Below are 12662 nucleotides of genomic sequence, written 5' to 3' on the forward strand. Positions count from 1 at the left end.
CCCGCCATCGCCTTCCTTACTGTCCGCCCAGACGGAAGGAGGGGAATTTGTGGAGAGCTTAGGTTTAAATGGCACAATACTTGCCCAGATGTTCAACTTCCTGGTCTTATTAATCCTGCTCCGGGCGGTGGCCTACAAGCCGTTTATGAACATGCTGGAAAAACGTAGGGAACTTATCGAGAGCAGCATTGCTGCCGCCGAAGAAGATAAAAAGCAAGCAGAACAAATGCGTGCTGCCTTACAGGCCGACCTACATCGTTCTCGGGAACAGGCCACAGAAATGATGGCCCGTGCTACCAAGAGTGCCGAAGAGCAGGCCCAGCAGATCATTGAAGCTGCTAAGGCTGAAGCTGCCCGTGTGAAAGACAGTGCCCTGGCTGAAATCCAACGGGAGAAGGAAAGGGCAGTGGCTGAACTCAGAGATCAGGTTGCTACACTCTCCATTATGGTGGCTGGAAAAATCATCGACCAGAAACTGGACGCTAATGTTCAAAAAGACATGGTTGACAAATTTGTTAAAGAGGCAGGGGATCTGCCATGTTAAGAGGGGCTGTGGCAAGACGTTATGCCCAGGCCCTGTATGAAATTGCTCAGGGGAAAAACACCTTAGAAGCCATGGAACAAGAGCTGAAGGGTGTTGCCGAAGCAATTGAAGGGACTAGGGAACTCCAAAAGGTTTTATATCACCCGCAGGTGTTACCTGGTGAAAAGAAGAACTTGCTAAAAGCAATTTTTGCCGATAAAATTTCTACCGAGACCTTGAATTTTTTAGGGCTTGTGGTAGATAAACGCCGTGAAAATTACATTGCAGGTATAGCTGCTGAGTTTTTTGTTTTAGCTAATGAGGCCCGTGGCAGAGTGGCTGCAGAAGTAACCACTGCCGTTGCCATTGACGAGCAGCAAAAACAAGAACTCATAAAAGTAGCTTCCCGCTTGGCTGGTAAGGAAGTTGAGCCCACTTTTGCAGTGGATCCTTCTCTTATCGGTGGTGTAGTTGTACGTATTGGTAGTAAGGTTATTGATGGCAGCATCAAGACCCGCCTAGCTACGATAAAATCACGCCTAATGTCAAAAACCAGTTAATAGATAGGGGTGAACCAGTACATGAATTTGCGACCTGAAGAGATCAGCTCGATCATAAGGCAGCAAATCGATAAATACGAGGCCCAGGTAGAAGTATCCGACGTGGGCACCGTTATCCAGGTCGGCGACGGTATCGCCCGTGTTTATGGCCTCGAGGAATGCATGGCCTCAGAACTGTTAGAGTTTCCAGGCGGCACACTCGGAATGGCTCTGAACCTGGAAGAAGATAATATCGGTTGCGTTATTATGGGTCCCTATACCCACATTAAAGAAGGCGATCCTGTTAAGCGGACCGGTCGTATTATCTCCGTTCCTGTTGGCGATGCCCTGATCGGTCGTGTTGTTAACCCACTGGGCCAGCCCATAGATGGCAAAGGTCCGATCAAAACAGATAAATATCGCGCCACTGAGCGCATTGCACCGGGTATTATTGCCCGTAAGTCCGTTAGTGTGCCACTGCAAACTGGCCTCAAGGCTATTGATGCCATGGTTCCCATCGGTCGTGGTCAGCGTGAGTTGATCATTGGTGACCGCCAAACCGGTAAAACCGCCGTTGCAGTAGACGCCATCATCAATCAAAAGGGTCAAGACGTTATTTGTATCTACGTAGCTGTAGGCCAAAAAGCCTCCACCGTTGCTGGTGTGGTACAGACCTTAGAAGCTCACGGTGCTATGGAATATTCCATCGTGGTAGCTGCTAACGCATCTGAACCCTCTCCATTGTTATACTTAGCACCCTATTCCGGTGCAGCCATGGGTGAAGAATTTATGGACCATGGTAAGGACGTCTTAATCATTTATGATGACCTGTCCAAACAGGCTACTGCTTATCGTGAAATGTCCCTGTTACTCCGTCGTCCACCAGGACGTGAAGCATTCCCTGGTGACGTATTCTATCTACACTCCCGCTTGTTGGAACGTGCCGCTCGTTTGGCACCAGAATATGGCGGAGGTTCTATGACCGCACTGCCGATCATCGAGACCCAGGCTGGTGACGTATCTGCCTATATTCCTACCAACGTTATCTCCATTACTGACGGTCAGATATTCTTAGAAACTGACCTGTTTAACGCTGGTATGCGTCCCGCTATTTCCGTTGGTCTGTCGGTATCCCGCGTAGGTGGTGCTGCCCAAATTAAAGCCATGAAGCAAGTTGCTGGTCAGCTTCGTCTGGACCTGGCTCAGTACCGCGAATTGGCTGCCTTTGCTCAGTTCGGTTCTGACTTGGATAAAGCTACCCAGGCTCGTTTGAACAGGGGTGCTCGTACTACTCAGATTCTGAAGCAAGGCCAATACAAACCCTATTCCGTAGAAGAACAAGTAGTAATTATCTATGCAGCCGTTAAAGGCTTTATCGATGATGTTGAATTAGATAAGGTAGGTGCCTTTGAAGAAGGCTACATTAACTTTATGCGTTCCAGCAAAGCTGATATTCTGAAAGCCATTAAAGAGCAGAAAGAAATCAAACCTGAGACCGATGCCAAGTTAGTAGCAGCCATCGAAGAATTCAAGAAAACCTTTGCCTAAAGCATTTAGTTGTTCGTAGTTCTGAGTTCTTTAGTTCGCAATGCTTTTGACTTCGAACTTCGAACTTCGAATCTCGAACTTCGAAAAGGTGGTGATTTAGTAAATGGCCAGTGCCCGTGATATAAGGCGCCGGATTAAGAGTATTAAAAGCACCCAACAAATCACCAAAGCCATGAAAATGGTTGCTGCCGCAAAACTGCGTCGGGCCCAGGAGGCGGTTGTATCGGCCCGTCCCTTCGCCCTCAAAATTAAAGATGTACTTAGCCGCGTGGCTGCTGCCAGTGGCGGTGCAAGTCACCCATTATTAGAAGTGCGGGAAGTAAAAACAACTGCCTATGTAGTTATTGCTGCCGACCGGGGTCTTTGTGGCGGCTTCAACGCCAACGTCTTGCGGCGTGCCGGCGGTGAAGTAACTGATAAGAACAACTCAGCTATCGTAGCTTTGGGTCGTAAATCAAGAGATTACTTTAATCGCCGTGGCTTTGATGTCACTGCATCCTATGTACAATTAGGTGAATCCATTGAGTTTTCGCAGGCCAAAGAAATTGCTAGATTTGTCATGGACAAATATGTGGCCGGTGAATTTGACGAAGTTTATCTGATTTTTAGTGAGTTCGTTAATGTACTGACCCAGCGTCCAGTTAAAGTGAAGCTGTTGCCTGTGGAAACCCCTACCGAAGAGAAAAAGGGTCCCAGTGTTGAATACATTTTTGAACCCTCGGCCGAATCGGTTCTTGCCAGTCTGCTACCCACCTATGTGGAAACTACGCTCTTCCGAGCTATGTTGGAAGCCAAGGCCGGTGAACAGGGCGCTCGTATGACCGCTATGGATTCCGCCACCAAGAATGCCAAAGAGTTAATCGAAAAATTAACCCTGTCCTTAAACCGTGCTCGCCAGGCTGCTATTACCACGGAAATTTCCGAAATCGTTAGTGGTGCAGCTGCACTTGAATAATTAGTCCGTAAAATCTGACTGCAAGGAGGTCGGAGAACAACATGAATGTAGGCCATATCGTCAGTGTTATCGGTGTGGTTGTGGACGTTGAGTTCGCACCAGGCCAGGTACCTGATATATATAGTGCGGTGAAAATCCGGACTGAAGACCAGGCAGACAAGTCCCAAGAATGGAACTTAACCCTGGAAGTGGCCCAGCACTTGGGTAACAACCGTGTACGTTGCATCGCCATGTCCTCCACTGAGGGTCTAAAACGTGGTATGAAGGTTGCAGACACCGGTAAACCCATCACTGTTCCTGTAGGTAGACCTGTACTGGGTCGTCTGCTGAACGTACTGGGTGAAGAAATTGACAATATGTCACCTGTAAATGCTGAAAAAACTTATCCCATTCACCGTCCAGCTCCTGCACTGGTGGATCAGTCCACCAAGGCAGAAATTCTGGAAACTGGCATTAAGGTCGTCGACCTGCTGATCCCCTTCTTGAAGGGTGGTAAAATTGGTCTGTTCGGCGGTGCCGGTGTAGGTAAGACAGTTATCGTTATGGAGCTCATTAACAACATTGCTAAGCAGCACGGTGGTATCTCCGTATTTGCTGGCGTTGGTGAGCGTACCCGTGAAGGTAACGATCTCTACAACGAAATGAAAGAATCAGGCGTATTAGATAAGACCATTCTAGTTTACGGCCAGATGAACGAACCACCAGGAGCCCGTCTCCGCGTTGGTTTGACCGGTCTGACCATGGCAGAATACTTCCGTGATGAAGAAGGCGCTGATACACTACTCTTTATTGACAACATCTTCCGTTTCACCCAGGCTGGTTCTGAGGTTTCCGCGTTGCTAGGCCGTATGCCTTCCGCCGTTGGTTACCAACCCACCCTGGCAACTGAAATGGGTCAATTACAAGAACGTATTACCTCAACCCGTAAGGGTTCTGTTACCTCGGTACAGGCAATTTATGTGCCTGCGGACGACTTGACTGACCCAGCACCGGCCAGTGCTTTCGCTCACTTGGACGCTACTGTTGTTTTGAGTCGTGCCATCTCCGAGTTGGGTATTTATCCGGCCGTTGACCCACTGGATTCTACCTCCCGCATCTTGGATCCCCAGGTTGTAGGTAAAGAACACTATGAGTGTGCCCGCGGTGTGCAGTCTGTATTGCAGCGCTATAAAGAACTGCAAGACATTATTGCCATCCTAGGTATGGACGAACTTTCCGACGAAGATAAACTGACCGTGGCTCGGGCCCGTAAGCTGCAACGCTTCCTGTCCCAACCCTTCCACGTGGCAGAAATCTTTACTGGACGTCCTGGTAAATACGTAACCCTGAAGGACACCATCCGCAGCTTTAATGAAATTCTGGCTGGTAAACATGATGCCTTACCAGAACAAGCATTCTACATGGTTGGTGCCATTGAAGAAGTTGTGGAGAGCGCAAAACGTATTGAGGCTGGTGCATAATTATGGCTAAAACCCAACGCCTTGATATTGTCACTCCTGAAAAGGTAGTATTCAGTGAAGAAATCGATTTCATTGTGGCACCCGGTGTTGATGGTGAACTTGGTATCTTACCTGAACACGCACCTCTGGTTACAGCTCTTAAGGTTGGTTCCTTAAGAGTGCAGCAGAATGGCAAATTTTTTAAGGTGGCCGTAAGTGGTGGCTTCATGGAAGTCAAGAACAGCCGGGTCGTTGTTCTAGCTGACACCGCCGAACGAGCTGACCAAATCGACGTTGAGCGCGCCCAAGCTGCCAAACAGCGTGCTGAGCAGCGTCTCGGTAACAAAAGCGCTGAAATCGATGTAGCCAGGGCAGAAATAGCCCTGCAAAAGGCAATCAACCGTATCAAAGCTGCGGAATAAGCAGAAAAAAGCCCAGGTTAGCCCACTAGCTATCCTGGGCTTTAGTATTTATAGCAGCTTTTGTGGCAATAATAGGGTTAAGATTTTCTAATTGAGTGGCCATTGGCTATGGGCCATGAGCCATGAGCCTTTTTTGTGAGAGAACTTTTGGGTCAAAGTTAAAACCTAGGCCTCTGGTTCTTGCCGTTGGCTATGCCCAAGAATTAAGTTAGCCTTAGAAGTCTACACTAATTTAAAATAATATCTAGCCAAAGGCAAAAAAAAGCCTACGGCCCATGGCCCATGGCTCATGGCCAATAAAGGAGAACCCATGGAAGAAAAAATCATCATCACTGGCGGCAAGCCTTTATATGGAAACATCAGAGTCAGTGGAGCAAAAAATGCGGTACTCCCCATTTTGGCAGCATCCTTACTTACTACCACCCAAACTCGACTGTTGGACGTACCCAACCTCGCCGATGTGGGGGTAATTTGCTCTGTCCTCGAACATTTGGGGGCAAAAATTGAAAAATCAGAGGGAGAATTACATATTACCGTTCCTTCCCTCAACCATATAGAAGCTCCCTACGAATACGTTCGTAAAATGAGGGCTTCCTTTTTAGTCATGGGACCTCTATTGGCCAGAGAAGGAAAAGCCAGAATATCTCTACCCGGAGGCTGTGCTATAGGCACTAGGCCCATTGATTTGCACCTAAAGGGATTTTCAGCCTTGGGGGCGGACATTTGCTATGGTTCTGGCTATATCGAAGCCACAGCCAAAGAACTCACAGGTTCAGATATCTATTTAGATTTTCCCAGTGTGGGTGCCACCGAAAATATAATGATGGCAGCCGTTTTGGCCAAGGGTCAAACAACCATTGAAAACGCAGCCGAAGAACCAGAAATTGTAGACCTGGCCAACTTCCTTAACTCCATGGGAGCAAAAATCAAGGGGGCAGGTACAAAGGTTATCCGCATCAACGGAGTACCAGAACTAAGCGGCACCACCCATGCTGTGATCCCGGATCGTATTGAAGCAGGCACCTATTTAGTAGCAGCTGTCATGACCCAGGGCGATGTTGTGGTGGAAAATGTCATTGCCGATCACCTAAAACCCATCGTGGCTAAACTAAAGGAGGGTGGTGCCGAAATTATCGAAGAGGAAAGCAAAATACGGGTCAGGTGCCAAGGTAAACTCAAGGGAGTAGACATTAAAACCCTTCCCTACCCAGGTTTTCCTACAGATATGCAAGCGCAGTTTATGACTCTCATGACAGTTTCTGAGGGCACCAGTATCATAACAGAAACTGTCTTTGAAAATCGTTTTATGCATGTAAATGAACTAAAACGTATGGGAGCCAAAATTAAAATAGAAGGCAGAACAGCCATAGTCCAAGGAGTAAAAAACCTCACCGGTGCCGAAGTAAAAGCCACCGATCTAAGGGCAGGGGCAGCCATGATCCTAGCAGGCATAGCAGCCAGCGGCCAAACCAGTGTTGCAAACATTTATCATATCGACCGGGGTTATGAGAAACTAATTGAAAAACTACAAGGCATAGGAGCAGATATTTGCAGAGTGGAATCCCGTGAACCAGTGGTGGTGTAATTAGCCATCAGCCTTCTGGCATGTCATTCTTAGGGGTCATAGCCAGCCTATAAAACTTAATAACATATTTTACCAAACATTAACATATTAATAAAATAGGGAACTTGTTTCCTATTATCAAGGCTTACAAGACCCCTAAGAAATACATTCAAAGCTAAAAGCTAAAAGCTGACTGCTATTCAAAGGACGGTGCTCCAAAAGTGCGAAAACTACTCCTAGCCTTCTTGGGATTACTAACCCTAATAGTCGCTTTCCCCAGCATAACACTAAAGTTTTACCAACTAATCAACCCACCACAAATCCAATCCGCAGGCACTATTGTAAAAATGTACAACCATCAAACCCAAAAAATTGAGTCTATACCACTGGAGGAGTACATTGTAGGTGTAGTGGCAGCCGAAATGCCAGCTTCCTTTCCAGTGGAAGCCCTCAAGGCACAGTCCGTGGCCGCCCGTACCTATATCATGCAACGCATCCTTCCCGGAGGAGTGAAAAATTCTCGTTACTCTGGTGCAGACGTGTCCAGCGATCCACGGGATGGACAAGCCTGGATCTCCCAGGAAGAGATGGAGAAACGGTGGGGAAAACTAAAGTACCTGGAATACTTCTACAAAATAAAATGGGCAGTGGACAGTACCAGCGGACAAGTGATTAACTACAAATCGCAACTCATATTCCCGGCCTTTCATGCTTCCTGCGGGGGAAGCACTGAAAATGCCGAAGAAGTCTGGGTCGCCGCACTGCCTTACCTAAAGGGGGTAGACTGCCCCTACTGTACAGATCCCAGTCCGAAAAAACAAGTTACTTATACTCTGGCAGAAATTGACCAAAAACTAAAAACCAATCTATCAGCCATTCCCGTCTCTACAGTCAAGACTAATGCTATTAAAATTACCAAGGAAACCTCCACAGGGAGGCCAAAGGAAATCCAATTTGGCAACAAAGAATATCCCGCCACCCTTCTAAGAGAAATCTTAAAACTTCGCTCCACCCGTATATCTTGGAACATAAATGACGACAAAATCACCTTCACCACCAAAGGCTACGGCCACGGTGTAGGCCTCTGCCAATACGGCGCCAAAGGACTAGCCGAACACGGTAAAAACTATGAGGAGATACTAAAACACTACTACACAGGGGTAGAAATTAGTAGTATGAAATAGATTTGCTATCAGTCCTTAGACTTTTGCCTTTAGCTATTAGCCATTAGCCTTTAGCAAAAAACCCCTACGTATATTCACCCCCCATTCTGTCAATACTATAACCAACGAAGAATGACAAAGTAAGCATTACAAAGGGGATGAAAATACATGTGGCCCTTCGAAGATTCACTGCGCAACCAACTTCGAAATCAAGATCTAATGAAAAAATATCGAGAATGGTTAAAAAAATGGTTACTAAAGGGGAACAGCAAGTTCAATTCCACAGCGCTAATGTGCAGTGTGGTTATTGTGGCCCTTCTGACAATCTATGGTCTTTACAACTGGCAGAGTGACCGTACAATAAAAGGTGCTATTCCAAACCAAAATACCAATCAGATAATTAAAGAGGACTACCAAAAGAAACCAACTGCCCAGGAACAAAGTATTGCAAAGACTGAAACACTAAACACTGCAGAAAAAGACACTGCAGAAAAAGAAACCATGGCCACCCAACCTGTGGTAAACCCAGAAGAAATGGTCAAACCAGTTATGGGTCATGTACTAACTGGCGTAGGCATGACTTTCTCCGAAGTCTTTAAAGATTATCGCTACAGTACTGGGGTTGCCCTAGCCGGAGATCCAGGGACAGAGGTCAAAGTTGCCTTAGCTGGAACGGTTGCTTTGATTTCCACAGCCGAAAATAACACCAAGGTTATAACCATCAATCACGGTAACGGTTGGGAATCTTCCTACAGCGGCTTAGAAAATGTTCAAGTCAAAGCAGGACAAAGTCTTGAGCAAAACAATATTTTAGGCACCCTGGGCCAAAATAACAGAACCAACGGAGTATTAGAGAACCATTTGTATTTCCAAATCACGAAGAATGGGGAACCCGTAGACCCCAATATCTACTGGAAATAAATAATAACTTGTCATTGCTCATCCAAATGGCCTTTTTATGGCCATTTTCTTTTTATTTTGTGACATTTCTCCTAACCCCCCGCATATATTTAAGTAAAAAGTAGCTCGGAGTGAAGTAACCTACCAATGAATATAGACATCCATTCTCACTTCTAAATTCTCACCTCTCACTTCTCAAATAGGGGGTAGGAAAATGCAGGACTACATCCAAAAACGGGTGCTGGACATATGTGCATATATTTTAGAGACCAAAGCCACAGTACGAAAAGCGGCCCAAGTCTTTCAAGTTAGTAAAAGCACCGTCCACAAAGATATGACAGAACGTCTCCCGTCCCTAAATAAACAACTTGCCCTAGAGGTAAAAACCATCCTTGATGAAAACAAAGCAGAAAGACACCTCAGAGGCGGGGAAGCTACCCGTAGAAAGTATAAAGAAATTAGCTAGTCAAATAGCGAGAAATTTTGGAGATAAAAAGGAATTTAAGCAGGAAATAGAGAATCCTACATTTTTAGGATAATCTGCCATTCCTGTTTTTCTTTTCATACAGGTAGTACAAACACTCAAGAGTGGACAAGCCTGGGCTTACGGGTACTGCTTTTGGGTCAAGCTATGAGCCATGAGCCATGAGCTTTTAAATCCAGATACATAAGGAATATATCAAAATCTTAAATACCAAATTCTACAGCACTTGATTTAACTTTTTAAAATAACATGCAAAAAGCCCATGGCCCACGGCTCAAGGCCCATGGCCAAGAATAAAAGAAACAAATTGCTCAGAGCACAAAACGCACCGAAAACGAACAACAAACTAGGAGGAAGTAAAACATGTTTGGTTTCAACACCGATATAGGAATAGATCTAGGAACTGCCAGTGTCCTGGTCTTTGTTAAAGGAAAAGGTATCGTACTCCGGGAACCCTCAGTGGTTGCCATCAATAAGGATACCGGTAATATCATTGCAGTGGGTGAAGAGGCCCGCCGTATGTTGGGGCGTACCCCCGGCAACATCGTTGCCACCCGTCCCTTGCGTGAAGGGGTTATTGCAGATTATGAAGTTACCGAAAAAATGCTGCGTTACTTCATTAATAAAGCAAATGGCAAAAGGTGGTTTTTCCGCCCTAGGGTGATGATCTGTATTCCTTCAGGTGTAACTGGTGTCGAAGAAAGAGCAGTACGTCAGGCCTCAGTCTCCGCCGGTGCCAGCTCCGCCCACCTTATCGAAGAACCACTAGCCGCTGCCCTGGGTGCAGGTATCGATATCGCAGAACCCAGCGGCTCTATGATTGTTGATATCGGTGGCGGTACCTCTGACGTAGCAGTACTTTCCCTAGGCGGTATTGTTTGCAGCCGTTCCATCCGTGTGGGTGGTGATAAATTTGACGAGGCAATTGTACGTTATATAAGGAAAGAATTCAGTCTCATGATTGGTGAACGTACTGGGGAAGAAATCAAGGTAGAAGTAGCCACCGCTGTCCCCGAAAAGACACCTGAGAGGGTTACCGAAATCCGTGGTAGGGACCTTATCACTGGATTACCCAAAGCTGTCACCGTCAGCAGCAATCAGGTTTACAACGCCATAGCTGAACCCCTGGAAGCGGTAGTTAGTGCAGTAAAAGAAGTTCTAGAAATGACCCCACCGGAATTGGCAGCTGATATTGTAAACAAAGGAATTGTCATGACCGGCGGTGGGGCTCTATTGCATGGATTGGACACCTTAATTTCCGAAGAGACTGGTTTGCCCGTTTACATAGCAGAGGATGCCATCTCCTGCGTAGCTCTAGGTACCGGCAAGGCCTTAGCCATGATGAATGTTCTGCCGAAGCAGAAGAGTGGGAAGTTGTTTAAAAAAGTTATGGGCTAGAAATGGTTATAATAGTTTAAATGGTTTAAGCATTGATGGGGTTTTTGGTTATCCTTGTAATATAAAAAATTTAAAATAAAGGATATTATTAATTAAGTTGTAAAAGAAAAATCCTGAGCATAAGACTTAATGTTTAAATAAAATAACAAAATAAATATAACAAAGGAGGAGCGAAAATGCCTAGAATTCTTATGACATTATTAATTATGTTCCTAGTCTCACTTCCTTTACCTGCCATAGCCAGCCAAAGTATATCGCTGGATGGACAGAAAATGACTCTTACTCAATCACCGGTTATTGAACAGGGAAGAACCTTTGTGCCATTAAGGCTAATTGCTGAAGCCGTAGGCTGCGAAGTAGGCTATGATAGCAGTATTCAAACTGTACGTATTCAAAAACACGGTCAAATGATACGTATGAAAGTAGCAGACAGTGAAGCGTATATTAATGAAAAAAAGGTTTCACTTGATGCACCTGCTTTTCTAAAAAATGAAATAACCATGGTGCCGTTGCGCTTCATTTCAGAGAACTTGGGGTTAGATGTTCAATACACAGAGGGAGAAATTAAGCTAACTACTAAAGATTATGCAAAGGTTTTCTATATTGATGTGGGTGATGGTGATGCTACCTATATACAATTACCAAACCAGACAGATATATTAATTAATGGTGGCAGCGAGAAAACCTACATAAACGTCCTAGAAATATTACGGGGACAAAAGGTTGATGATCTAGAACTAGTGATAAATACCCACCCAGGAGCTGGCCAAATGGCTGGATTAGCAAAGATTATTAAAAAATACAAAGTAGAAAGACTTATCGATAGCAATGCTGCTGTTGGAGATAACTTTTATCCTGAGTATCAAAAAGCAGCCAAGGAAACTGGAGCTAAGTGGGAAGTTGCAAACAACCAAAATATACAGTTTTATGGAGCTAAAGTAAGCATTTTAACTAATCAAGCAAGCTCCTGGGGCAGGGATTTTACAGGAAAATCTGTTGTGACTCTAATAGAGATTGGTGATATTAGGTTTTTATTTATGGGGGGACTTTGTTACCCTCTAGACGGTCAAATTAATTTAACTAAATCTGTACAAGTATTGCTTGCCGCAGATGCTGCTAGTAATAAATCTTCAAGTGAAGCACTCTTAAAGATGGCTAAACCTGAAACTGTAATTATTTCTGTAGGCAAAGATAATAAATATGGTTTTCCTCATGCTGAAACTGTATCTAGAATCCAAAATACTGGTGCAAAAGTTTTTGCTACATCAGCCAATGGTACTGTAGTAGTTTCCACCAACGGCAAGTCTTACGAGACAGCAATAGAACAAAAGGGCGATGTTATCACTAAACGAAGAATCGAACCTCCTGTGGGTCAGGATGAGGGATTATATGTTGGCGATACTAAAACCCACATCTTTCACTGGCCTTCCTGCAGAGAAGCAAAAGAAATCAAGTATTATAACCGAGTTTGGTTTAAGGATGCAGAGCATGCCTTGGAAAATGGCTATCAACCTGATATTTTTTGCCGACCGGAATAAATTTTTATAAAAAAACGGAACTTTTTTAAAAACCCTAGCGTCTATGTCTATGAAACGGTAAAGATGGCAGATAAAATAAGAGTTGGCTAATCTTGCCGAAGAAACTAAGGACTAGCAGACCAGAAGGTTAAAGCTAGCAAATATTAATTATTTCTATAGGAGGTAAGAATCTTGAAAAGAACAAAAAAA

Annotated in this window: 12 protein-coding genes; all 12 read left to right on the plus strand. The window is 45.0% G+C overall.

Going from position 1 to position 12662, the window contains the following annotated elements; translation table 11 throughout:
- Positions 1 to 49: 49 nt before the first annotated feature.
- The 12 genes from atpF (at position 50) to ACYQ03_RS03580 (ending at position 12473) form a co-directional block, all read left to right on the plus strand.
- Positions 50 to 544, plus strand: coding sequence for a F0F1 ATP synthase subunit B (atpF, locus tag ACYQ03_RS03525; protein ID WP_459907688.1), 495 nt, complete (start codon positions 50 to 52; stop codon positions 542 to 544).
- Positions 538 to 1083: a F0F1 ATP synthase subunit delta gene (locus ACYQ03_RS03530; RefSeq protein WP_459907690.1), complete on the plus strand. Its 546-nt coding sequence runs from the start codon at positions 538 to 540 to the stop codon at positions 1081 to 1083. Before atpF ends, ACYQ03_RS03530 begins: the two co-directional genes overlap by 7 nt.
- Positions 1084 to 1104: 21 nt before the next feature.
- Positions 1105 to 2610 carry a F0F1 ATP synthase subunit alpha gene (gene atpA, locus ACYQ03_RS03535; RefSeq protein ID WP_459907691.1) on the plus strand — a complete coding sequence of 502 codons (1506 nt, stop codon included), beginning with the start codon at positions 1105 to 1107 and terminating at the stop codon, positions 2608 to 2610.
- Positions 2611 to 2713: 103 nt separating this feature from the next.
- The gene (gene atpG, locus ACYQ03_RS03540; protein WP_459907693.1) at positions 2714 to 3565 is read left to right on the plus strand and encodes an ATP synthase F1 subunit gamma; all 852 of its coding nucleotides are present in this window, start codon (positions 2714 to 2716) and stop codon (positions 3563 to 3565) included.
- Between the two features lie 41 nt (positions 3566 to 3606).
- Positions 3607 to 5025: a F0F1 ATP synthase subunit beta gene (gene atpD, locus ACYQ03_RS03545; protein ID WP_459907695.1), complete on the plus strand. Its 1419-nt coding sequence runs from the start codon at positions 3607 to 3609 to the stop codon at positions 5023 to 5025.
- Positions 5026 to 5027: 2 nt separating this feature from the next.
- Positions 5028 to 5426, plus strand: coding sequence for a F0F1 ATP synthase subunit epsilon (locus ACYQ03_RS03550; RefSeq protein ID WP_459907697.1), 399 nt, complete (start codon positions 5028 to 5030; stop codon positions 5424 to 5426).
- A 310-nt stretch (positions 5427 to 5736) separates the two neighbouring features.
- Entirely contained in the window at positions 5737 to 7011 is a 1275-nt protein-coding gene (gene murA, locus ACYQ03_RS03555) for a UDP-N-acetylglucosamine 1-carboxyvinyltransferase (protein ID WP_459907698.1), read from the plus strand.
- Positions 7012 to 7211: 200 nt separating this feature from the next.
- Positions 7212 to 8174, plus strand: coding sequence for a stage II sporulation protein D (gene spoIID, locus ACYQ03_RS03560; RefSeq protein ID WP_459907699.1), 963 nt, complete (start codon positions 7212 to 7214; stop codon positions 8172 to 8174).
- Between the two features lie 147 nt (positions 8175 to 8321).
- Positions 8322 to 9074, plus strand: a complete 753-nt coding sequence (locus tag ACYQ03_RS03565) for a peptidoglycan DD-metalloendopeptidase family protein (protein WP_459907701.1) — start codon at positions 8322 to 8324, stop codon at positions 9072 to 9074.
- A 193-nt stretch (positions 9075 to 9267) separates the two neighbouring features.
- Positions 9268 to 9519 (plus strand): sporulation transcriptional regulator SpoIIID, encoded by a 252-nt coding sequence (spoIIID, locus tag ACYQ03_RS03570; RefSeq protein WP_459907703.1) that lies wholly within the window; start codon positions 9268 to 9270, stop codon positions 9517 to 9519.
- Between the two features lie 381 nt (positions 9520 to 9900).
- Positions 9901 to 10935, plus strand: coding sequence for a rod shape-determining protein (gene mreB, locus ACYQ03_RS03575; protein ID WP_459907704.1), 1035 nt, complete (start codon positions 9901 to 9903; stop codon positions 10933 to 10935).
- Positions 10936 to 11111: 176 nt separating this feature from the next.
- On the plus strand, positions 11112 to 12473 hold the full coding sequence (locus tag ACYQ03_RS03580; RefSeq protein WP_459907706.1) for a stalk domain-containing protein: 1362 nt from the start codon (positions 11112 to 11114) through the stop codon (positions 12471 to 12473).
- Positions 12474 to 12662: the final 189 nt, after the last annotated feature.

Source organism: Desulfotomaculum defluvii (assembly GCF_054657375.1).